Source organism: Burkholderia sp. FW306-1C-G01B, from assembly GCF_058781685.1.
In genome coordinates this window covers 206,693-227,815 of the sequence record NZ_JBYSWZ010000005.1, presented here as the reverse complement: position 1 = coordinate 227,815, position 21,123 = coordinate 206,693, and the positions used below count along the sequence as shown (strand labels likewise).

Annotated in this window: 18 protein-coding genes; 5 read left to right on the top strand and 13 right to left on the bottom strand. The window is 69.4% G+C overall.

The features are described from left to right. Positions 1 to 23 precede the first annotated feature (23 nt). Genes AC3WLY_RS12680 through AC3WLY_RS12655 form a run of 6 tightly spaced genes read right to left on the bottom strand, consistent with a single transcriptional unit; the run spans position 24 to position 6,198 of the window. Positions 24 to 1,205 (bottom strand): c-type cytochrome, encoded by a 1,182-nt coding sequence (locus tag AC3WLY_RS12680; RefSeq protein ID WP_492308282.1) that lies wholly within the window; start codon positions 1,203 to 1,205, stop codon positions 24 to 26. Between the two features lie 50 nt (positions 1,206 to 1,255). Next, positions 1,256 to 2,083, bottom strand: coding sequence for an ABC transporter ATP-binding protein (locus AC3WLY_RS12675; RefSeq protein ID WP_072436681.1), 828 nt, complete (start codon positions 2,081 to 2,083; stop codon positions 1,256 to 1,258). Next, positions 2,077 to 3,183, bottom strand: a complete 1,107-nt coding sequence (locus AC3WLY_RS12670) for an ABC transporter permease (RefSeq protein ID WP_492308283.1) — start codon at positions 3,181 to 3,183, stop codon at positions 2,077 to 2,079. The genes AC3WLY_RS12675 and AC3WLY_RS12670 overlap by 7 nt, the downstream gene beginning before the upstream one ends. 4 nt (positions 3,184 to 3,187) lie before the next feature. After that, a complete protein-coding gene (locus AC3WLY_RS12665) occupies positions 3,188 to 4,222 on the bottom strand; it encodes an ABC transporter substrate-binding protein (protein ID WP_492308284.1) in 1,035 nt (344 codons plus the stop codon). A 30-nt stretch (positions 4,223 to 4,252) separates the two neighbouring features. Further along, positions 4,253 to 5,092: a class II aldolase/adducin family protein gene (locus AC3WLY_RS12660; RefSeq protein WP_175959006.1), complete on the bottom strand. Its 840-nt coding sequence runs from the start codon at positions 5,090 to 5,092 to the stop codon at positions 4,253 to 4,255. A gap of 20 nt (positions 5,093 to 5,112) precedes the next feature. Further along, the gene (locus AC3WLY_RS12655; protein WP_492308285.1) at positions 5,113 to 6,198 is read right to left on the bottom strand and encodes an LLM class flavin-dependent oxidoreductase; all 1,086 of its coding nucleotides are present in this window, start codon (positions 6,196 to 6,198) and stop codon (positions 5,113 to 5,115) included. Positions 6,199 to 6,592: 394 nt separating this feature from the next. Here AC3WLY_RS12655 and AC3WLY_RS12650 point away from each other — a divergent pair, with 394 nt between their 5' ends. Then, on the top strand, positions 6,593 to 7,933 hold the full coding sequence (locus AC3WLY_RS12650; RefSeq protein ID WP_425133182.1) for an acyl-CoA dehydrogenase family protein: 1,341 nt from the start codon (positions 6,593 to 6,595) through the stop codon (positions 7,931 to 7,933). A gap of 61 nt (positions 7,934 to 7,994) precedes the next feature. On the opposite strand, the gene AC3WLY_RS12645 is transcribed toward AC3WLY_RS12650, so the two are convergent. Further along, a complete protein-coding gene (locus AC3WLY_RS12645) occupies positions 7,995 to 8,969 on the bottom strand; it encodes a LysR family transcriptional regulator (RefSeq protein ID WP_492308286.1) in 975 nt (324 codons plus the stop codon). 17 nt (positions 8,970 to 8,986) lie between these two features. Between AC3WLY_RS12645 and AC3WLY_RS12640 the strand changes: the two genes are divergently transcribed. Then, positions 8,987 to 9,553, top strand: coding sequence for a cysteine dioxygenase family protein (locus tag AC3WLY_RS12640; protein ID WP_175959010.1), 567 nt, complete (start codon positions 8,987 to 8,989; stop codon positions 9,551 to 9,553). A 109-nt stretch (positions 9,554 to 9,662) separates the two neighbouring features. Continuing rightward, on the top strand, positions 9,663 to 11,288 hold the full coding sequence (locus AC3WLY_RS12635; RefSeq protein WP_492308287.1) for a rhodanese-related sulfurtransferase: 1,626 nt from the start codon (positions 9,663 to 9,665) through the stop codon (positions 11,286 to 11,288). Between the two features lie 77 nt (positions 11,289 to 11,365). Here AC3WLY_RS12635 and AC3WLY_RS12630 read toward each other — a convergent pair whose 3' ends face one another. Further along, positions 11,366 to 12,511 carry a glycerophosphodiester phosphodiesterase family protein gene (locus AC3WLY_RS12630; protein WP_310139800.1) on the bottom strand — a complete coding sequence of 382 codons (1,146 nt, stop codon included), beginning with the start codon at positions 12,509 to 12,511 and terminating at the stop codon, positions 11,366 to 11,368. A gap of 381 nt (positions 12,512 to 12,892) precedes the next feature. On the opposite strand from AC3WLY_RS12630, the gene AC3WLY_RS12625 reads away from it, so the two are divergent. Both AC3WLY_RS12625 and AC3WLY_RS12620 read left to right on the top strand, forming a co-directional pair. Next, positions 12,893 to 13,957, top strand: a complete 1,065-nt coding sequence (locus tag AC3WLY_RS12625) for a phytoene/squalene synthase family protein (protein WP_492308288.1) — start codon at positions 12,893 to 12,895, stop codon at positions 13,955 to 13,957. A 478-nt stretch (positions 13,958 to 14,435) separates the two neighbouring features. Next, on the top strand, positions 14,436 to 15,632 hold the full coding sequence (locus AC3WLY_RS12620) for a porin (RefSeq protein ID WP_175959014.1): 1,197 nt from the start codon (positions 14,436 to 14,438) through the stop codon (positions 15,630 to 15,632). 227 nt (positions 15,633 to 15,859) lie between these two features. On the opposite strand, the gene AC3WLY_RS12615 is transcribed toward AC3WLY_RS12620, so the two are convergent. The 5 genes from AC3WLY_RS12615 to AC3WLY_RS12595 are packed head-to-tail and all read right to left on the bottom strand — an operon-like array spanning position 15,860 to position 21,116. After that, complete coding sequence (locus tag AC3WLY_RS12615; protein ID WP_492308289.1) at positions 15,860 to 17,350, bottom strand: efflux transporter outer membrane subunit; 1,491 nt, start codon at positions 17,348 to 17,350, stop codon at positions 15,860 to 15,862. Between the two features lie 10 nt (positions 17,351 to 17,360). Then, positions 17,361 to 18,515, bottom strand: a complete 1,155-nt coding sequence (locus AC3WLY_RS12610; RefSeq protein WP_492308290.1) for an ABC transporter permease — start codon at positions 18,513 to 18,515, stop codon at positions 17,361 to 17,363. Continuing rightward, positions 18,512 to 19,462: an ABC transporter ATP-binding protein gene (locus AC3WLY_RS12605; RefSeq protein ID WP_310139811.1), complete on the bottom strand. Its 951-nt coding sequence runs from the start codon at positions 19,460 to 19,462 to the stop codon at positions 18,512 to 18,514. Before AC3WLY_RS12605 ends, AC3WLY_RS12610 begins: the two co-directional genes overlap by 4 nt. Further along, complete coding sequence (locus tag AC3WLY_RS12600) at positions 19,459 to 20,421, bottom strand: HlyD family secretion protein (RefSeq protein ID WP_492308291.1); 963 nt, start codon at positions 20,419 to 20,421, stop codon at positions 19,459 to 19,461. The genes AC3WLY_RS12605 and AC3WLY_RS12600 overlap by 4 nt, the downstream gene beginning before the upstream one ends. Then, complete coding sequence (locus AC3WLY_RS12595; RefSeq protein ID WP_310139817.1) at positions 20,418 to 21,116, bottom strand: TetR family transcriptional regulator; 699 nt, start codon at positions 21,114 to 21,116, stop codon at positions 20,418 to 20,420. Before AC3WLY_RS12595 ends, AC3WLY_RS12600 begins: the two co-directional genes overlap by 4 nt. Positions 21,117 to 21,123 lie beyond the last annotated feature (7 nt).

The window sequence follows — 21,123 nt, the reverse complement described above, 5'->3', positions numbered from 1 at the left end:
GATCGAAAGAGAGGTTCGGGAAATCAGTGCGGGAGCCCGGCCTGCACGTCGCGTACGGGTTCCGCGTCGACGCGCAGCAGCAGCGCGGTCAGCGGGTCGCCGTTCGCGGCGGCCGCGGCCGGCCGCGCAGCGGCATCGGAACGACACAGCAGGTCGGCATCCGACCAGCCGGCGCTGCCCGGCAGCGCGCGCGCCCGCAGCCAGCCGCGCCGGTCGGCGAGCAGTTGCGTGCCGCCGAACGCGTCGGGCGCGACGCCGGCAATCGTCGCGAACGCGAGCCATGCATCGGGCGTCGCCGCGACGCAGTTCGCACGCGTACCGGTTGCCGGCGGCACGGCCGCGCCGTGTGCCGTGACGAGCAAGGTTTGCCAGCGCGCGTCTTCCGGCGGCGGCACGACGCCCGGTGCGAGCGCGACGATGCGCACGCGCTGGCCTTCGCGCCAGCGATCGAGCGATTGCGGCGCGGCGCTGCCGCAACGCACGTCGAGCGCCGGCAGCGGGACGGGCACGGGCCACGCGCCTTCGGCCTGCGCGCCGCTGCCTGCAGAGAGCGCTTTCAGGTAGTCGAGCACGGCCCACGTATCCTGCGGGCCGAGCGTCGCGGCGAAGCCGGGCATCGTCGGCGCGCCGTGTTCGTCGTGCGTGCCGTGGCGCACGCGCCAGAACAGTTCGCCGTCGAGGCGACGGGCGAGCAGCGAGCCGGCAAAGGTCGGCGGCCAGTGCGCGAGCGTGGCCGCGAGCGGGCCTTCGCCACGGCCGTCCGCGCCGTGGCAGGCCGCGCAGTGTTGCGCATACAGATGCGCGCCACGCATCACGTTCGTCACCGAAAACGGCGCGGGATCGCGCTGGAAACTCGTCGGCACGGCGGGCGCGAGCCACAGCGACGACGGCGGCCACGGTGCGAACCATGCAACGGCGAGCGCGGCGATCGCGGATGCGAAGCGCCGTTTGCGCGAAGCGAGCGCGATGCAGGCGAGCACGACGGCCAGCACCGTCGCCGCACAGGCGAACGCGAGTTGTCGCGTGAGTCCCGCGTCGATGCGCAGCGTCTCGAGCGCGATCCGGTGTGTCCACGGCCATGCGGCCTGACCGTCGGCGTCGCCGGTCAGGCTGACGGCATGCAGCACGCGCGCCAATGCGATTTGCGCGCGATACAGCAGTTGCAGGAATGCGAGTGTCCAGTCGGAGAACGGCGGCGCGTTCATCGCACACGTCTTTGCCGTGCAAAGGCCAAGCGTCGAACGGCACCCTGCATCTACCAGCTCGCATCCAGCCCGAGATGCCGCAGCGCGTCGTGGCGCAGTTCCGCGAGGCGCGGGTCGCCGCGATGGCGCGGGTAGGGCAGGTCGACGTGCAATTCGGCGACGATTCGTGCCGGACGCGGCCCGAACACGATCACGCGCTGCGCGAGAAACAGCGCTTCCTCGACATCGTGCGTGACGAGCAGCGCGGAGAACCCGTCGCGTTGCCACAGCGCGGTCAGTTCAGCCTGCATCGTGAGCCGCGTCAGCGAATCGAGCTTGCCGAGCGGCTCGTCGAGAATCAGCAGGCGCGGATCGTTGACGAGCGCACGGGCGAGCGCGACGCGCTGCGCCATCCCGCCGGACAGTTGATGCGGAAATACGTTCGAGAATTCCTGCAGCCCGACGCGTTCGAGCGCATCGTCGACGCGATGCTGCGCGACACGCGCCACGCCGCGCGCTTCGAGGCCGAGCGCGACGTTCGCACGCACGCGTCGCCACGGGTACAGCGTCGGGTCCTGGAACACGACGATGCGCGACGGATCGGGGCGCTCTATCGGTACGCCGTCCTGCGCGATCGTGCCTTGCCGTGCGGCGTCGAGGCCCGCGACGAGGCGCAGCAGCGTCGATTTCCCGCAGCCGCTCGGGCCGAGCAGCGCGACGAATTCGCCGGCCGCGACCGACAGCGTGACGTCGTCGAGCACCGGCAGCGGGCCGCCGGGGCCGTCGAACGCATGGCTCACGCGGCGGATGTCGATGCGCGCGCCGCGCGGCGCCGTGATGGTGGACGAAGCGGCGGGCGAAGCGGAAACGGACGGTTCGAGTACGGCGGCGCTTACCATTTGACGGTTCCTTTCTGCCACGCGAGCACGCGGTCGCGCACCGCGAACAGCAGCGCGATCAGCCCGGAAAACAGCAGCGCCATCACGATCAGCGCCGCATACATGTTCACGTACGATGCCCAGCCCTGTGCCCAGCTCAGGTACCAGCCGAGCCCCGACTTGACGCCCATCATCTCGGCGACGACCAGCACCGTGAACGATGCGCTCAACCCCATGAAGATGCCGACGAACACGTGCGGCAGCGCGGCCGGAATCGCGACGCGCAGCACCAGGAAGCGCGCGTTCGCGCCGAGCGTGCGCGCGACGTCGTAATACTGCTTGTTGACGCTCGCGACGCCCGACCACGTCAGCACGGCGACCGGGAAGCCGGTCGACAGCGCGATCAGGAACGCGGCGGCCGAATAGCTCGACGGGAAGAAGTAGAACGTGAGCGGCAGCAGCGCGGTGGCCGGCACGGGGCCGAGCACGCGCAGCACCGGATGCACCCAGTAGCCGATCCGGCGCGACCAGCCGATCGATACGCCGACGGCAAAGCCGACCGCGACGCCGTACGCGAACCCGAGCGCGAGCAGCTTCAGCGTGTTGCCGGCGCTGCCGAGCAGGCGCGGCCAGTCGTCGACATACACCTCGATCAGCGCCTGCGGCGGCGCGAAGAACGGTGTCGGCAGCCAGCCGGTTTTCGCGGTGACGATTTCCCATGCGGCGAGCACGAGCGGCAGCGCGACGAGCCACGGGCCGGCCGGACGCACGCGCGCGAGCCGCGTGCGCGTCGCGGGAACGAAATGGCCGAGCGTCGCGACGACGAGCAGCAACGCGGCGATCGTCCATGCCGCCGTGCCGAACGTGTCCGTGTATGCCCAGTCGGTGAAGCCGACGACGCGGTTCGGCCACAGTTGCGTGAGCGCGCCGAGCGCGGCCCACGCGAGTGCGGCGACGATGCCGGTCGGCCAGGTGCGTGCGCGGCGGGCCTCGGCGGCGAGCGTGGCTTCGCAGGCCGTGCAGGCGATGCGGGCGGACGCAGCGGAGGCAGCGGAGGCAGCGGCGCCGCCGGCCGGTGCCGATGCGGCGCGCGCGGGGGACGCGTGTTCGATCGTCGACATCGCGTCACCCCAGCACGTTCGCATAGACCTGCTGCGCGAAGCGCTGCGGGTCCGTGCTCTTCTTCAGCACGCTGATGCGGCGGAAATCGTCCGCATAGAACGCGATTTCCTGCTGCAGGTCGACGTTGGTCGGGTGATGCGTGTAGGTGAGCGTCGCGTACAGCTTGCGCAGGTCGTCGGGGCTGATCTTCGGCGAATACTTCGCGAACACCTTCGCGGCTTCGTTCGGGTTGTCGTGCGTGTACTCGGTCGCCTGCACGATCGAACGCGCGAGCGCGGCGGCAGCCGGCCGGTCGTTGCGCACGAGATCGCCGCGCGCGCCGATCACGCAGCACACCTTGCGCGCGTATTCGCCGGACAGGTTGGTCGCGAGTTCCGTATACGCGCCGTTGCTGCGCTTCTCGAGCAGAAAGAGATTCGGGTCGCCGTCGGCGATCGCGTGGATCTCGCCCTTGTCGACCGCGACGCCGAGCAGGTCGGCCGGATACTGCCGCCACGTGATGTCGCGCTCGGGATCGATGCCGTTCTTCGCGAGCAGGATCGAGAAGAAATGCTTGCCGGGCGCGGCGAGATCGCTGACGCCGACCGTCTTGCCCTTCAGCGCCTGCAGCGTCGTGACGCCGGCCGCCTTCGCGCCGACCAGCCGCACGCAGCCGCCGTGCGAGCTGCCGATGATCTTCACGTCGAAGCCGGCTTCGAGCGGTTTCAGCCAGCGGTGGATCATCCCGACCGCCGCGTCGGCCTTGCCGGTCGCGATCGATTCGAGCAACTGGTCGGTCGACCCGCTGTAGTTGATCAGGTCGACCTTCAGGCCGTTCTTCTCGAAGAAACCGCGCTCCTGCGCGACGACGATCGGCGTCAGGCAGAACGCGTTCTGGTTCCACGCGAACGTGAGCTTCTTCAGTGGCGGCGCGGACCATGCGTTGCGGCCGAGCGTGATCGCCGGCGCGGCGAGCGCGGCGGCGCCGGCCGCGCGCAGCAGCCGGCGGCGTTTGTCGTCGTGCGCGATGGCCGGCGCGGGTGCGGTGGGTTGGGTCATGGTCTGGTCTCCGGTCTTGCGGAAAGGCGCTCAGTCGAGCAGGTCGGGTTCGTCGGCGACGACGCGCGCGAACAGGCTGTCGAACGCATGCAGCGCGCCGTCGGGGCCGCCGATCTGGCCGTGCGTGTGGCGCGCGGTCGCGTGATCGATCGGCTGCGGCGTGCCGGCCGCTTCGGCCAGCAACTGCGTGTGCGCGGCGTTGTCGAGCGCGATGTACCACCACGCGGCGGCCTCGACGGTCGGGCCGGCCGTCAGGATTCCGTGGTTCTTCAGGATCACGCCCTTGTGCGTGCTGCCGTCCGGCTTCGAAAGCGCGTGCGCGATCCGCGCGCCTTCGCTCGTGTCGACGACCATCCCCGTGAAGTCGTCGAACAGCGCGTGATCCTCGTAGAACACGCACGCGTCCTGCGTCAGCGGATCGAGCGGGCGGCCGAGCGTCGACCACGCCTTGCCGTAGGTCGAATGCGTGTGCGCGGCGGCGACGATGTGCGGATGGGCTTCGTGGATCGCCGCATGGATCGCGAACGCGGCCTTGTTCAGCGGCCGCGTGCCGATCGCGGTTTCGCCGTGCGCGTTGACGAGCAGCAGGTCGGACACCTTGATCTGCGAGAAATGCACGCCGAGCGGATTCACCCAGAAATGGTCGGGCAGTTCCGGATCGCGCGCGGTGATGTGACCGGCGAGCCCGGACGCGAAACCGTAGCGCGCGAACAGGCGGAATGCGGCCGCGAGCCGTTCCTGCCGGTGGCGGCGTTCGGCGGCGACGTCGATGCGCGGTGCGGGCGGGTCGAACCAGAAATGCTGGCGCGGCGCGTCGGCGAGCACGAGTCCCGAGGCGGTACGGACGGGCGTGGCGAGGACGGCTGACATGGCGTGCGGCTCCGTTGGCGTCATGCGGCGCGCCGTGCCGCGTCGCGTGCGGCGACTGCGCTGCGCACGCGCGGAATCAGTTCGCGGCCGTAGTCGATCGCGTCTTCGAGCGGATCGAAGCCGCGGATCAGGAACGTCGTCACGCCGAGGTCGTAGTAGTCGAGCAGTGCATCGGCGACCTGTTCGGGCGTACCGACGAGCGCCGTCGAATTCGAACGTGCGCCGGTGAGCTTCGCGATCTCGGTCCACAGCCGCTTGTCGACGCGCGAACCGCGTTCGGCCGCGGCGAGCAGGCGGCGCGCGCCTTCGCTCTGCTGCGGGCCGCCGGCGCCGAGGCCGGCCGCTTCGCGCAGCCGCCGCGTTTCGTCGAGGATGCGATGCGCGCGCGCCCACGCTTCGTCCTCGGTCGCGGCGAGGATCGGGCGGAACGATACGGAGAAACGTACCTGCCGGCCGTGCCGAGCGGCTTCGGCGCGCACGCGCGCCGTCAGGTCGCGCACCTGGTCGAGCGATTCGCCCCACAGCGCGTAGACGTCCGCGTGCTTGCCGGCCACCGCGAGCGCGGCTTCCGACGCGCCGCCGAAGTAGATCGGCACATGCGGCTGCTGGAACGGCTTCACTTCCGAAAAACCCTGCTTGAACCGATAGTGCGCGCCGTCGTGATCGAACGGCTGCGCTTCGGTCCAGATTCGCCGCAGGATGCCGAGGTATTCGTCGGTACGCGCATAACGCGCGTCGTGGTCGAGGAAATCGCCGTCGCGCTGCTGCTCGCTGTCCGAGCCGCCGGAGATGAAGTGCACGGCGAGCCGGCCGCGGCTGAACTGGTCGAGCGTCGCGATCTGCCGCGCGGCAAGCGTCGGCGCGGTGAAGCCCGGGCGATGCGCGAGCATGAAGTGGATGCGCTCGGTCGCGGCGGCCGCGAACGCGATCGTCAGCGTCGCCGACGGACCGGTCGAGTGATGCGGCACGAGGATCCGGTCGAAGCCGGCCGTTTCGTGGGCGCGCGCAAAGTCGCGCACGTAGTCGGGATCGACCACGGGGCCGGACGGCGGGTGGATTTCCGACTGCTTCTGGCTCTGGATCATGCCGATGAATTCGACGCTCATCTGGGTCTCCGGTGCAGGGATGGCCCGGCGCACGACCGGGCAGGAATGGAGCGCAGGTTAACGCCGCGATCATGCGAAATGGAAATAATCAATACCGATTTGAATATCAGATTTGCATGGTTTGGGTGGCTGTGGGTTGCGCATACGCTGTGGGTTCGCGATCGAACCGGAGCGGAGCCGGCAGGGCGTCGCGCGGGGATGTCGGCGCCGGCCGCGCGTGGCGCGGGCGTCAGGCCGTTCGCTTCGGACGATGCGGATGCCGGATGCGCTTGCGGCGCCGGAGGTTCGCGGTGCCGCAGCGGATCGCCGCCTGTCCGACGTGCCGCCTCGCCATTCGCCGGCCGATCTACGTTTTGTGTTGCCCGTGACCGAGCTATCCAGGGAATCCGTACCGATGTCCGCCAGCCTTGCCGCATCCTCACCGTCGCCGCAGCAGCCTTCGCTGCGCCTTCTGCCTGCCGACGCCGCTGACGACGATGCAGAAGACGCGCGCGTCGCCGCGCTGCTCGACCGTCTCGCACCCGAACTTGCCGCCGATGCGGCGCGCAACGACGTCGATGGCCGTTTTCCGCACGAGAACTTCGCGCGGCTGCATCGCGCGGGGCTGATCGCGCAGGTCGTGCCGCGCGAACATGGCGGCGGGGGCGCGACGCTCGCGCGGGCGAGCCGGATCGTGGCCGCCGTCGCGCGCGCCGATCCGGCGACCGCGCTGGTGTTGACGATGACGTATCTGCAGCATCGCGCGCTCGCCCGTGCCGACAACCGCTGGCCTGCACCGGCGCGGCGCGCCGTGTTCGACAGCGCGGTTGCGCAAGGCGCGCTGATCAACGCGCTGCGCGTCGAGCCGGCGCTCGGTTCGCCGTCGCGCGGCGGCCTGCCGGAAACGGTCGCGCGCCGCGACGGCGACGGCTGGCGGTTGTGCGGCCACAAGCTGTACAGCACCGGGATTCCCGCGCTGCGCTGGCTGGCCGTGTGGGCGCGCACCGATGAACCGGAGCCGCGCGTCGGCGTGTTTCTGGTGCCGCGCGACCGTGATGCCGACGGCGACCGCATCCGCGTGATCGAAAGCTGGAATCACCTCGGCCTGCGCGCATCGGGCAGTCACGAAGTCGTATTCGACGATGTGCGGTTGCCGGCCGACCATGCGGTCGACGTGCGTGCGCCGCACGCGTGGGCCGTATCGGCCGAGACTCATGCGGATGCCGACGCGCACGCCGACCAGCACGCGTGGATGGTCGCGCTGCTCGGCAGTCTGTACGACGCGGTGGCGCGCGCGTCGCGCGACTGGCTGCTCGGATTCGCGACGACGCGTGCACCGAGCGGGCTCGGTGCGCCGCTCGCGACGCTGCCGCGCGTGCAGGAGGCGGTCGGCGAAATCGAGGGCTGGCTGTACACGAACCGCGTGCTGCTCGACGATCACATCTCACGCACCGACGCCGGCAACGCGCCGTCGGTCACGACGAGCGGCCTCGTCAAGCGGACCGTGACCGAGCACGCGATCCGCGCGGTCGAGCAGGCGCTGAAACTGTCGGGCAACCACGGGCTGAGCCGTAGCAATCCGCTCGAACGCCACTATCGCGACGTGCTGTGCAGCCGCGTGCATACGCCGCAGGACGACGCGATCGCGGTGGCGGCGGGGCGTGAGGTGCTTGAGGCGGCGAGTCGGGGTGACGCGAAAGCGGATGCGCGCGGGGCGTCGCGCAACGAGGCCGAACGCGGCCGAAACGATGCGTGAGCGGTGCAGCGCTGCGGGGGAAACAAACAGGGCGGCGCGAAGCAGACGCCGCCCCGTCCGGTCACGCAGCCTTGCCGTGCGTCTGCTCGGGCAACGCGAACGCCGCGCGCGCATGCTCGGCAACGGCCGCGAGCGGTGCGTCGAACCGGGCCGCATCGTGCCGGCGCAGCAGCCACAGATCGATCTGCGGCTTGAAATCGGCGAGCGGCACGATGTCGAGCGCGTCGCGCAGCGGGCTGCCCTCGACGAGCGGCAGCGGCATCAGCCCGATGCCGAAGCCGTTCGCGACGCTCTGCAGTTGCAGGTCGCGGCCGTAGGCGTCGAGCATGACCGGCATCGGCAGGCCCTGCGCGTCGAGCGCGCGCCGCAGGCCCGCGCGAAAGCCGCAACCGTCGGGATTGAGCACCCAGCCGCGCGCGTGGCAATCGGCGAGCCGGTAGCTGCGGCGCGGCCAGTCGCCCTTGCGGCCGACCGCGACGAGCCGCGTGGCCAGCAGCCGTTCGCCTTCGACGTACGGCGGCAGCACCATCTCGCGCGCGAGGAATACGAGCGCGGCATCGAGCTCGCGGCGTGCGACGCGCTCGACGAGCATGCCGCCCCACGCGGTCGCGATCTGCGTCGCGAGCGCGGGCCACTGCGCGGCGAGTTCGGCGATGAGCGCGGGCAGCATCAGTTCGCCGAGCCCCTGCGTGAGCCCGATCCGGAATTCGCCGGCGGGCGGCTGCTGGCCGGCCGTCAGTTCGCGCAGCGCATCGACTTCGCGCAGGATCGCGCGACACTGCTCGAATACCTGCCGGCCGATGTCGGTCGGACGCGGCGGCTTCGTGTTGCGATCGAGCAGGATCACGCCGAGCGCTTCCTCGAGATTCTGGACGCGCCGCGTGATCGCGGGCTGCGTCATCCCGAGCTCGGCCGCGGCCTGGCTCAGGGTCTGGCAGCGGACGACCGCTGCAAAAGCGTCGATATCGCTAATTTTCATGTTTGTTCTGCATGGTCTTTCAGGTGCATCATGACGATCCATCATATTCGGCATCATATTCGAGGAGGCAGCCGATGAGTACGCTTTCGTTGCAGCAGACGCCGTTGCGTCCGTTCGTCGACGGTCTGGGCGCGCTGCTCGCGTCCGGCGCGAACGAGGCGCGCATCCTCGACGAGGGCGGCGCGCTGCTCGCCGCGCTCGTCGAACGCGACGACTGGCTGCCCGACGCGTTCGCACAGCCCGATCCCGCGCGCTATCGGCAGTACCTGCTGCATCTCGACCCGGACGAGCGGTTCTCGGTCGTCAGTTTCGTGTGGGGGCCCGGCCAGACGACGCCGATTCACAACCACACGGTGTGGGGGCTGATCGGGATGCTGCGCGGCGGCGAGTTCTCGCAGCCGTACCGGTTCGACGCAGCGGGCAAGCCCGTGCCGGCGGGCGAAGCCGTGCGCCTGCAGCCGGGCGAGGTCGAGGCCGTGTCGCCGCGCATCGGCGACGTCCATCGCGTGACCAACGCATTCGCCGACCAGGTATCGATCAGCATCCACGTGTACGGCGCGAACATCGGCAAGGTCGAACGCGCGGTGTATCTGGACGACGGCACCGTGAAGCCTTTCGTGTCCGGCTATTCGAACGCGTGATGCGGCGCCCGCCGGCGCGGCCCGTTGCGGGCGCGTGCCGGCAGGCCGAAGATTCATCCGATTCGCTTTCCTTTCTTCACCGACTTCAACAGAATCCGACAGAGACACCGTGACGCAATCCGCCGATTCCACCTCCCGCTTTCCCGCCGCGTCGTACCAGGACGTGCGCGCGCGCCTGCTTGCCCGCGACGAGCTCGCGCTGATCGACGTACGCGAGGAAGATCCGTACGCGCAGGGCCATCCGCTGTGGGCCGCCAACTTTCCGCTGTCGAAGCTCGAACTCGACGCGTGGACGCGGATTCCGCGCCGCGACACGCCGATCGTCGTGTTCGGCGAAGCGGGCGGCGAGGATCTCGCGCCGCGCGCGGCCGCGAAGCTCGCGCAGCTCGGCTATACCGACGTGCGGCTGCTCGACGGCGGCCTCGCGGGCTGGCTGGCCGCGGGCGGCGAACTGTTCATCGACGTGAACGTGCCGAGCAAGTCGTTCGGCGAATGGGTCGAGGCCGAGCGGCATACGCCGTCGCTGTCCGCGCAGGAAGTGCAGGCGCTGATCGACGCGAAGGCCGATGTCGTGATCGTCGACGCGCGCCGTTTCGACGAATACCAGACGATGAACATCCCGACCTCGACGAGCGTACCGGGCGCGGAACTCGTGCTGCGCGTGCGCGCGCTCGCGCCGAATCCGCACACGCAGGTGGTCGTCAACTGCGCGGGCCGCACGCGCAGCATCATCGGCACGCAGTCGCTCGTCAACGCGGGGCTGCCGAACCCGGTCGCGGCACTGCGCAACGGCACGATCGGCTGGACGCTCGCCGGCCAGACGCTCGAGCACGGCGCGGCGCGACGCTTTCCGGACGAGATCGACGCGACGCAGCGCGCCGACGCGCGCCAGGCTGCGCGCGCGGTGGCCGAACGCGCCGGCGTGCCGCGCATCGCGCTCGCGGACGTCGCTGCGCTCGACGAGCCGGGCCGCACGCTGTACCGCTTCGACGTGCGCACGCCGGAGGAATATGAAGCCGGCCACCTGCCGGGCTTCCTGAGCACGCCGGGCGGCCAGCTCGTGCAGGAGACCGACCATCACGCGGCTGTGCGCGGCGCGCGGATCGTGCTCGCCGACGATGACGGCGTGCGGGCGGACATGACCGCGTCGTGGCTCGCACAGATGGGCTGGGACGTGTGCGTGGTCGAACCGGCCGGCGCGGCGGCGTTCGGCGAGCGCGGCCAGCCGCCGCGCGACGTGCCGGCGACGCCGCCCGCGACCGACGTGTCGCCCGCGACGCTCGCGGGCTGGCTGAAGGAAGCCGCGCCCGGCGAACTCGCGATCGTCGACGTGACGGCCAGCGCGAATTACGTGAAGCGCCATATTCCGGGCGCCTGGTTCGTCGTGCGCGCGCAGTTGCGCGACGCGCTCGCGGCGATCCCGCCCGCGAAGCGCTACGTGTTCACGTGCGGATCGAGCCTGCTCGCGCGGTTCGCGGCCGACGACGCGCGCGCGTTGCTGCCGGCATCGGCCGACATCTCGGTGCTGACCGGCGGCACGGCTGCATGGATCGATGGCGGGCTGCCGCTCGAAAGCGGCGAGACGCGGCTCGCGTCGCCGCGCGTCGACCGCTACCGGCGCCCGTACGAGGGCACCGACAATGCGGCTGCCGCGATGCAGGCGTATCTCGACTGGGAATACGGGCTGGTCGACCAGTTGAAGCGCGACGGCACGCACCACTTCAGCGTGATCTGATCGATACGGCGGAACCGGGCGCAGCGGCACGCAGTGCGCCGCGCCCGGCTACCGCACGTTCAGCACGTTCCGGGCATTCAGCGCTTGAACGTATCGACGGCCGTGCGGCCGACCGCCGGATCGTCGGTGAAGAAGCCGTCGATGCCCGCGCGCAGGTAGGCCTGGATCTCGCGCACCGAGCCGGCCGTATTGCGCGTGGCTGGCGTGCCGCCGTCCTTCAGCGACGCGGGCAGGAAGTTGTTCTCCGGGCGGAACGTGTACGGATGCACGACGAGGCCGGCCTCATGTGCATAGCGCACGTACGGCGTCGGCTGCTGCAGCGTGCCGTCCGCGGCGACCGCGATGATCGACGTCTTGTACGGGCCGACGCCGTTCGCATAGGTCGCGATTTCGCGCATGCCGTCGCGCGTCGACAGGTCGCCGTAGGTGCGCTTGTCGTTCGCCTTCACGAAGTCGTACGGGCGCTGGCCGGCTTCGTCCATCAGCTGCACGAGCTTCCAGTTGGGCTGGCTCGACTTGATCCGGTTGCGGATCGTCTTCAGGTTCGCGACCTCGAACGACTGGATGTAGACGGTCGCCGTGCGCGACGTGTACGAATCCTTCAGCAGCGCATCGACGAGACGGTCTTCGAGCGGCAGATTGATCGACTGGAAGTAGGTTGGATGCTTGGTTTCCGGATACAGGTGGATCGTGCGGCCGGTCTGCGCGGACATCTGCTTCGCGAGCGCGACGATCTCGTCGAAGGTCGGAATCTCGAACTGGTCGTTATACGCGGTGTTCGCGGGGCGGATCTGCGGAATGCGCTCGCGCGCACGCAGCGTCTTCAGCTCGGCGAGCGTGAAATCCTCGGTGAACCAGCCCGTGAGCTGAGCGCCGTCGATCGTCTTGGTCGCCTTTCGGCTCGCGAACTGCGGCAGCGCCGATACGTTCGTCGTGCCCGAGATTTCGTTCTCGTGGCGCGCGACGAGCACGCCGTCGCGCGTCGACACGAGGTCGGGCTCGATGACGTCCGCGCCGTCTTCGATCGCCTTGCGGTACGACGCGAGCGTGTGTTCGGGGCGCAGCGCGCTCGCGCCGCGATGGCCGACCACCTGGACCTTCGCGGAAATCGGCTGCGTGGGATCGGACGTCAGGTCGTCGTCGCCACCGCACGCAGCGAGCAGGAAGGCTGCGGCACAGGCGAACGGGACGTAGCGCGGGGCGCTCGGGCGCGTGAAGAACATGTCGATGAACCTTCGAAACGGGAGTCGGAAAAGTCGGGAAAGGGTGCTCGCTCCGCCGGCGCGGCTGTCGTGCCGCGCCGTATGGGATCGAACGGGACGCGATCGTCGCATTGAATAATTACACATGTATTACTTCGGCCTTTCTGTTTTATTCGGGGCTGTGACGAGGGCGGCGGGGAGCGGCGCGGCATCGATGTGCGTGCCGCATTCCGGCCGTCTCGGGCAGGCCTTGCGCCGGATGCACTAAACTTGCGGGAATTTTGCATTGCAGCGCCCGGGCCGACGCCCGCGCGGCGCGACGATGCGGCGACTCGCGAGCCGGCGCGGGCGCCCGGCGCCCGTGTGCGTCCGGGGCCCGCGCCGGCCGATTTTTCCCGACCCATGACGACCCGAACCGATTCCGCCTACCTGCTCGGCGACCTGCTGAAGAACGTTTCCCGCTCCTTCTACCTGACGCTGCGCGTGCTGCCCGACGGCATGCGCGACCCGGTCGGGCTCGCGTACCTGCTCGCGCGCGCGGCCGACACGATCGCCGACACCGCGCTCGTCGAGCCCGATCGCCGGGCGGCGTTGCTGACCGACCTGCGCGACGAGATCGAGCGGCTCGGCGACGGCGCGGCGCTGTCGCGTTCGCTCGACGACGTGACGCGGATGCAGACGGATTCGCACGAGCATATGCTGCTCGGCTCGATGGAGCCGATGCTCGCGCTGCTGCGCGCGCAGCCGGATGCCGATCGTGCATCGATCCGCAAGGTCGTCGCGACGCTGACGTCAGGCATGGAATTCGATCTGCGCACTTTCCCGGACGAGCAGTCGGGGCAGGTCGCGTCGCTGCCGACGCGCGACATGCTCGATCGCTACACGTACCTCGTCGCGGGCTGCGTGGGCGAGTTCTGGACCGAGATGACGGGCGCGCACACGCGTGCCGCGCGCGGCTGGGATTTGCCGGGCATGCGCGAGAAGGGCATCCGTTTCGGCAAGGCGCTGCAGATGACCAACATCCTGCGCGACTGCGCGAAGGACCTGCGCATCGGCCGCTGCTACCTGCCCGACGACGTGCTGCGCACGCACGGGCTCGGCGTCGCCGACCTGATGCAGCCCGACGCGTCGGCGCGCGCGCGCGGCGTGCTGGTCGACCTGCTGCGCATCGCGCTCGACCAGTATCGCGATGCATGCCTGTATACGCTCGCGATTCCGCGCCGCTTCGTGCGGCTGCGGCTCGCGTGCCTGTGGCCGATCATGATCGGCCTCGAAACGCTCGAACTGCTGGCCGGCCACGATGCGTGGCTCGCCCCGGCGAAGCCGGCCAAGGTGCCGAGAAAACGTATCTACCGGATCATGGCGTCGTCGCTCGCGCTGGTCGGCTCGAACACGGCGATCCGTGCGCGGATGACCGCGCTCGCCGATGCGGTGAACGCGCGGCTCGTCGCGCCGGCATCGCGTTGAATGTCGCCGGCGCGCCGCGCCGGCATCGTCCTTCGGCCCGCGTTCGCCGGGCCGCTCCCGTCCGATCTCCCGCGCGCGGACTGAAACGTTTTCATGATTTCGTTTCGCGAAATGTGGGTGTCATGAACGTCAGCGATCCTGCGCGGCGGCGTGAATCGCGGCGTCAGCTGCGATCGCGCATTTGTAAGACGATTTTTTGCCGAAGGCGTCTGACGACATGAGGCGGTCGCGTTGCACCCGTAAAAATGTAAAGCTAGGGTTTTCACCGGGAAATGCCGGAAATGCCCGCCGCGTAAGCGTTTTCAGGTGTTATGTAACTGCTTGGTGAACCCGCGCGTTGCGTCGATCATACGATGACCGACTGCGCGTGTTGGGAAATAATCGGTAATCCGTCAGAATTGCGCCGGCATGTACTCGCACATGTGTCAGTCATAAAACCACACCAGAAAAGAAATCATTCTTTGAGGACGGAGAATCAATGAAAAAGCGCGTCGCTTTCGCCATGACGGCAGCGGGCCTTGCAGCCGCTACCGCCGCCCACGCCCAGAGCAGCGTGACCCTGTACGGTATCGTCGACAACGCCATCGCTTGGCAGAACAACTCGTCGGCAACTGGCGCGACCACGGGTGGTCACTCGAAGGTGCAGATGGCCACCGGCATTTGGGCAGGCAGCCGCTTCGGCCTGAAGGGCAGCGAAGATCTCGGCGGCGGCACGAAGGCGATTTTCCAGTTGGAAGCCGGCTTCAACGCGAACAACGGTTCGTCGCAGTGGGCCAACGGCATCTTCACGCGTCAGGCGTGGGTGGGTCTGTCCAACGCAGCGTACGGTACGCTGACGGCGGGCCGCCAGTACACCGCGTACTACACGCTGCTGTCGCCGTATAGCCCGACGACCTGGCTGACCGGTTATTACGGCGCGCACCCGGGCGATATCGACTCGCTGGACACCAGCTACCGCGCGAACAACTCGCTCGTCTACATGTCGCCGAAGTTCTACGGCTTCACGGTCGGCGGTTCGTATTCGCTCGGCGGCGTGGCAGGCAGCTTCAACCGCGGCTCGACGTGGAGCGCGGCGATCCAGTACCTGAACGGCCCGGCAGGCATCGCGGTCGGCTTCCAGAAGGTCAACAACTCGACGCTCGGCGGCGGCGTGTGGGGTGACAATTCGACGGTCACGAGCGGCGGCCAGCCGGCCGTGTCGGCGATTAACAGCGGCTACCAAACGGCGCAAACGCAGCAGCGCCTCGGTGTGACGGCCGGCTACCAGTTCACGCCGGCATGGGACGTGTCCGTGTCGTACACGAACGTCCAGTACGTGCCGGGAGTCGGTTCGGCGTTCCGCAACACGGCGATCTTCAACACGGCAGGCGCCGTGCTGCACTGGAAGGCAGCGCCGCAGTGGGACTTCGCGGCAGGCTACTCGTACACGGCGGCAACGCAGTCGAACGGCATCTCGAGCGCGGCCAAGTACCACCAGGTCACGCTCTCGCAGTACTACAGCCTTTCGAAGCGCACGGGCCTGTATGCAGTTGAGGCTTACCAGCACTCGACCGGCAACACGCTGAACAAGGCTGGCGGCATCCAGGCAGCAACGACCTCGATCGGCGACGGCGTGGGCGCAGGTTCGAAGCAGAACCAGATCGCTGCAGGCGTCGGCCTGATCCACCGCTTCTGATGTCGCGCGGCGCGCGAGCGCCGCTCACGGCATGCAGTATGAAAAAACCGGCCTTCGGGCCGGTTTTTTATTTGCGTCACGCGTTGCGCGTATAGCAGGTTCAGTCATCGGCTGGCATCGAGTGGAAGCGAGCGGCGACGGCAGCCGAACCTGACAAGTGCGCTGCTTACGTGGTGCGGGGCGTGCAGACCGGCAGTGTCCGGCCGGTGCCAATGCCGTCGTGCCGGTCACCGCGCAGCATCATCCGTCCAGCTTCCCGCCAGCGCCTGAAACAGCGCCGCCGTATCGGTAAGCCGATCGGCCTGCGCGCGGGTACGGTCGAGCGTCGTCTGCAACGTCTGCCGCTGCGCGTCGAGCAGGTCGAACGTGCTGATCCCGCCGGCCGCGTAACGGTCGCCGGCAATCGCGTTGCGTGCCGCCGCTTCCTGCGCGGCCGTGTCCCGCGCCTGCAGCTCGGCTGCGTCGTGCTCGACCGCGCGCATCGCGTCGGCTACCTGCTGAAGCGCCTGCAGCACGGTTTCCCGATAGCTCGCGAACGCGGCGTCGTACGCCGCTTCGGCCGCGCGTTTCTTCGCGCGCAGCTCGCCGCCGTGAAAGAGCGGCTGTGTCAGACCCAGGCCAACGTTCCATACATTCAACCCGCTCACGATATCCGCGATGCGCGTGCGTTCCGAGCCGATCCCGGCCGAAATCGAAAAACGCGGATACAGGTTCGCGGCGGCCACGCCGACGTTCGCGCTCGCCTGGTGCAGCACGGCTTCCGCCGCGCGGATGTCGGGCCGTTCGCGCGCGAGCGTCGACGGCAGCGTGACGGGCAGCGTGCGCGGCAGCGCGAGCGCATCGAGCGCGAGATCGGGCAGCACGGCGCTGGACGGCGGAGCGCCGAGCAGGATCGCGAGCCGGTGGCCGGCCTGCGCGAGGCGGGCCGCGAGCGGCGGCAGCGATGCCTGCGTCTGTGCGAGCAGTGCGCGCTGCGCATGCACGTCGGCCTGCGACACGCCGCCCGCCGCGAAGCGCGCTTCGACGATGTGCAACTGCCGCGCCTGCGCGTCGACCAGTTGCTGCGTGAGCGCGACCTGCTGCGCGAGCGACGCGCGCAGGATCGCGGTGGCGACGACGTTGCCCGCGAGCGTCAGCCGCGCGGCGTCGAGCGTGTACGCCTGATAGTCGACCTGCGCGCGCAGCGCTTCGAGCGCACGCCGGTTGCCGCCGAACACGTCGAGCACGTACGACACGCTCACCGACGCGTCATACAGCGTGAACGGCCCCGGATTCGGCACGTTGGCCGGCAGCCCGAACGCGGCGATGTCGACCTTCTCGCGTGTGGCGGACAGGTTCGCGTCGACACGCGGCAGCATCGTCGCGCCGGCTTCGGCCGCATGGTTCTGCCGCGCTTCGTCGAGCCGCGCGCGGGCCTCGGCGAGCGTCGGGCTGTTTTGCCATGCGGTGTCGACGAGCCGGTTCAGCGGTTCGGAGCCGAACTCGGTCCACCAGCGTTGCGGCGTGTGCGCGGCCGATGCGAACGTCTGCGCGCCGCCGGCCGGGCCGCCGGCGGCCGCCGTCGTGACGGGCGGCTCGTCGCGCGTGTATTGCTGCGTGGCCGGTGCGTCCGGCGTGAGGAAATCCGGCCCGACCGCGCAACCGGCGACGAGCAGCGCAGCGGCGGCCAGCGTAACGCCGCTTGCAGCGATGGAGGCGCGATGCGAAGCCGGTTTCATCGTGCGGCACCTAATCGAGCGTGCGCCGGTAGAAGCGCAGCGCGATGCCCATCACGACGACGGTGAACAGCGCGACCGGCCACACGGACGGCCACAGGTCGGCCCAGCCGTTGCCCTTCAGCAGGATGCCGCGCACGAGGCGGTTGAAATAGGTGAGCGGCAGCAGGTTGCCGATGAGCTGAGCCCACTTCGGCATCCCGGCGAACGGGAACATGAAACCGGACAGCAGGATGTTCGGCAGGAAATAGAACACCGCGAGCTGCATCGCCTGCAACTGGTTCTGCGCGAGCGATGACAGCGTGATGCCGACCGTCAGGTTCGCGGCGATGAACAGCAGCGCGGACAGGTAGATCGCGAACACGCCGCCGACGAACGGCACGACGAACACGAAGCGCGCCGCGGCGAGGATGATCGACACCTGGATCAGCCCGATCAGCACGTACGGGACGATCTTGCCCGTCATCACCTCGAGCGGCCGCACGGGCGTCGCGAGCAGGTTTTCCATCGTGCCGCGCTCGCGTTCGCGCGTGATCGCGAGGCCCGTCATCATCACCATCGTCATCGTCAGGATCACGCCCATCAGGCCCGGCACGACGTTGTACTGCGTGATGCCTTCCGGGTTGTACAGCCGGTGCAGCACGACGTCGAACGCGGCCGGGCGGCCGTTCAGGTGGGCGAGCGGCCCCGTCAGGTCCTTGTCCGCGACGGGTTGCACGAGGCCCGGCAGCGCGCCGATCGCGGATGCGGTCGCGACGGGGTCGGTCGCGTCCGCCTCGACGAGCAGCGACGGACGCTCGCCGCGCAGCAGCCGCCGCGAGAAATCGGCCGGCACGCTCAGCACGAACTGCACGTCGCCGCGGGCGAGCGCATGCCGGCCGGCCGCTTCGTCCGGCAGCGTCTCGACGATGTCGAAGTAAGCGGAATTGCGCATCGCGGCGATGAAGCTGCGCGCGAACGGGCTCGAATCGGCGACGATCACCGCGGTCGGCAGGTGCTTCGGATCGGTGTTGATCGCGAAGCCGAACAGCGCGAGCTGGATGATCGGCACGCCGACGATCATCGCGAACGTCACGCGGTCGCGGCGCAACTGCAGGAATTCCTTCAGCACGATGCTCCACCATCGCGCGACCGAGAACGATTCGCGCAGGCCCGCCCACGCGTTCATGACGATGCTCCGCCGGGCGGCCCGGACGCGCGGCCCATCATATAGATGAAGACGTCCTCGAGCCCGGTGTCGATGGGCGCGACCTGCAGCGACGCATCGTCGCTCGCGACCCGCGCGAGCGTCGCGTCGAGCGCGGCGCGATCGCGGCCGCTCACGTGCAGCGCGGAACCGAACACGACGGTTTGATCGACACCCGGCATCGTGCGCAGCCGCGCGGACAGTTCGGTCAGGCGCTCGCCGGTGATCGTGCGGGTCGACAGGTGCTGCGACGCGACGATCTCCGCCGACGTGCCTTGCGCAAGCAGTTCGCCGGACGCGATATAGGCGAGCTTGTGGCAGCGCTCGGCTTCGTCCATGTAGTGCGTGCTGACGAGCACCGAGATCCCCTGCGCGGCCAGCCGGTGCAGTTCCTCCCAGAAGTCGCGGCGCGCGGCCGGATCGACGCCGGCGGTCGGCTCGTCGAGCAGCAGCAGTTCGGGCTCGTGCAGCATGCACGCGGCCAGCGCGAGGCGTTGTTTCCAGCCGCCAGACAACGCACCCGTGAGCTGGTCCGCGCGGCTCGCGAGGCCGAGCCCGTCGAGCGCGCGCGCGACGGCCGCCTTGCGGTCGGGCATCCCGTACACGCGCGCGACGAAATCGAGGTTCTCGCGGATCGACAGGTCTTCCCAGTACGAGAAGCGCTGCGTCATGTAGCCGACGTGCCGCTTGATCTGCGCGCTGTCGCGCACGATGTCGTAGCCGAGGCAGGTGCCGCTGCCCGAGTCGGGCGTGAGCAGGCCGCACATCATCCGGATCGAGGTCGTCTTGCCGCTGCCGTTCGGCCCGAGAAAGCCGAAGATCTCGCCGCGCGCGACGCGCAGCGAGACGTCCTTCACGACGTGCTTGTCGCCGAAGCGCTTGTTCAGGCGATCGACGTCGATCGCGTACGGAGCGGCCGGCGCGTTCATTGCACCCTCACGGCGACGGGCTGGCCCGGATGCAGCTTCGGCGCGTCGGCGACGGCGGGGCGCGCCTCGATCATGAACACGAGCTTGGTCCGGCTCTCGTTGCTGTAGATCACGGGCGGCGTGTATTCGGCCTCGCTCGACACATAGGTGATGCGCGCGGGTACGTCGGCCGCGCAGCCGTCGCAGCGGATCGCGACCGCGCGCCCCGGCGCGAGCGATGCGATGGCGGCTTCCGGCACGAAGAAGCGCACCTTCAGGTTCTGCGGCGGCAGCATCTGCACGACCGGATTGCCTGCCTGCACCCATTCGCCGACGCGGTACAGCGTGTCGTACACGCGCCCGGCGGCGGGTGCGGCGACGCGCTTCTGGTCGAGCTTCCATTGCGCTTCCGCGACCGCTGCCTGCGCGGCGTCGACCTGCGCTGCCTGCGCGGCGACCTGCTGCGCGCGGCCCGGCAGGCGAGCGACGTCGACCTGCTTCTGCAGTTCGCGCATCTGCGCGGCAGTGGTTTGCGCGGACGTGCGCGAATCGTCGAGCTGCTGCTTCGACAGGCCGCCGGCCGCGTACTGGCGTTCGTCGCGCGCGAGTTGAGCGGCAGCCCGTGCGGCCTGCGCGGTGGCCTGCGCGAGTTGCGCCTGCGTGACTGCCACTTCCGGCGGGCGCTTGCCGGTCTGCAGGTCGGCGAGCTGCGCGCGTGCCGCGGCGAGCTGATGCCGTGCCTGCAGCAGCGCGGCCGTTTCGTTCGCGGCTTCGAGCGAGAACGCGAGCGTGCCGGCGGCGACGGCCTGGCCGCGTGCGACCGACAATTGCGTCAGCGTGCCCGATTGCGACGACGACAGGTACACGAATTCGCCTTCGACATAACCCTGGTAGGTCGCGCCGTGGTCCGTCGACCGTCCGCAACCGGCGAGCAGCGCGAAGGCGGCGAGCGCGAGCGATAGCGCGCGGGCCGCGTTCACGACGGCCTCCGTGGCGAGCGCGTCCGCGCACGCGGCGCGGCGGCCGGCGGCTGCAGGCCGGAACCAAGCAGCGCGCGGACGTGCCGGTGCAGCACGTCGCGATCGATCGGCGGCAGGCCGCGCGCGCTTTGCCACAGCTTCGCGGTCGCAAGCGGCAGCATCACGAGCGCGATGATCGAATGGAACAGGAACGCGGGTTCCAGCGCTGGGTTCAGCGTGCCGGCCTGCTGCGCGGCGCGGATGCGTTCGGCGAAACGCCCGACATGCTCGAGCGGAATGCGCCGGACCATCCGTTCGCGCAGCAGCCCGCCTTCATGGACGATCTCGCGCAGCCAGATCGACGGCAGCCACGGCATGCGATGCGTGACGTCGAAGAAGCGGTCGACGAGTTCGGCAACGAGCGCGAACGGATCGTTCTCGATCTGCGGCTCGGTCGGGCGCCACACGAACGCGATGACCTGCGCGAGCCGCTCCTCGACGATCGCGTCGAGCAGTTGCTCGCGATTCGTGAAGTAGTAGTGGACCATCGCGGACGTGACGCCGGCGGCGGCGGCGATCTGCGCGACCGTCGTCGCGGCGATGCCGTGCTCGGCGAACAACTGCATCGCGACGTCCAGCATGTGGTCGCGCAGGTCGAAATCGTCCACCGACGGGCGGCGCCCGCGCGGCCTGGCGACGGTGGATTTCGCGTTCATGCAGACG

What these genes read in the sequence shown, in the direction of transcription:
- AC3WLY_RS12680 (WP_492308282.1), bottom strand. Translation starts at nt 1,205, where the DNA reads ATGAACGCGCCGCCGTTCTCCGACTGGACACTCGCATTCCTGCAACTG.
- AC3WLY_RS12675 (WP_072436681.1), bottom strand. Translation starts at nt 2,083, where the DNA reads ATGGTAAGCGCCGCCGTACTCGAACCGTCCGTTTCCGCTTCGCCCGCC.
- AC3WLY_RS12670 (WP_492308283.1), bottom strand. Translation starts at nt 3,183, where the DNA reads ATGTCGACGATCGAACACGCGTCCCCCGCGCGCGCCGCATCGGCACCG.
- AC3WLY_RS12665 (WP_492308284.1), bottom strand. Translation starts at nt 4,222, where the DNA reads ATGACCCAACCCACCGCACCCGCGCCGGCCATCGCGCACGACGACAAA.
- AC3WLY_RS12660 (WP_175959006.1), bottom strand. Translation starts at nt 5,092, where the DNA reads ATGTCAGCCGTCCTCGCCACGCCCGTCCGTACCGCCTCGGGACTCGTG.
- AC3WLY_RS12655 (WP_492308285.1), bottom strand. Translation starts at nt 6,198, where the DNA reads ATGAGCGTCGAATTCATCGGCATGATCCAGAGCCAGAAGCAGTCGGAA.
- AC3WLY_RS12650 (WP_425133182.1), top strand. Translation starts at nt 6,593, where the DNA reads ATGTCCGCCAGCCTTGCCGCATCCTCACCGTCGCCGCAGCAGCCTTCG.
- AC3WLY_RS12645 (WP_492308286.1), bottom strand. Translation starts at nt 8,969, where the DNA reads ATGATGCCGAATATGATGGATCGTCATGATGCACCTGAAAGACCATGC.
- AC3WLY_RS12640 (WP_175959010.1), top strand. Translation starts at nt 8,987, where the DNA reads ATGAGTACGCTTTCGTTGCAGCAGACGCCGTTGCGTCCGTTCGTCGAC.
- AC3WLY_RS12630 (WP_310139800.1), bottom strand. Translation starts at nt 12,511, where the DNA reads ATGTTCTTCACGCGCCCGAGCGCCCCGCGCTACGTCCCGTTCGCCTGT.
- AC3WLY_RS12625 (WP_492308288.1), top strand. Translation starts at nt 12,893, where the DNA reads ATGACGACCCGAACCGATTCCGCCTACCTGCTCGGCGACCTGCTGAAG.
- AC3WLY_RS12620 (WP_175959014.1), top strand. Translation starts at nt 14,436, where the DNA reads ATGAAAAAGCGCGTCGCTTTCGCCATGACGGCAGCGGGCCTTGCAGCC.
- AC3WLY_RS12615 (WP_492308289.1), bottom strand. Translation starts at nt 17,350, where the DNA reads ATGAAACCGGCTTCGCATCGCGCCTCCATCGCTGCAAGCGGCGTTACG.
- AC3WLY_RS12610 (WP_492308290.1), bottom strand. Translation starts at nt 18,515, where the DNA reads ATGAACGCGTGGGCGGGCCTGCGCGAATCGTTCTCGGTCGCGCGATGG.
- AC3WLY_RS12605 (WP_310139811.1), bottom strand. Translation starts at nt 19,462, where the DNA reads ATGAACGCGCCGGCCGCTCCGTACGCGATCGACGTCGATCGCCTGAAC.
- AC3WLY_RS12595 (WP_310139817.1), bottom strand. Translation starts at nt 21,116, where the DNA reads ATGAACGCGAAATCCACCGTCGCCAGGCCGCGCGGGCGCCGCCCGTCG.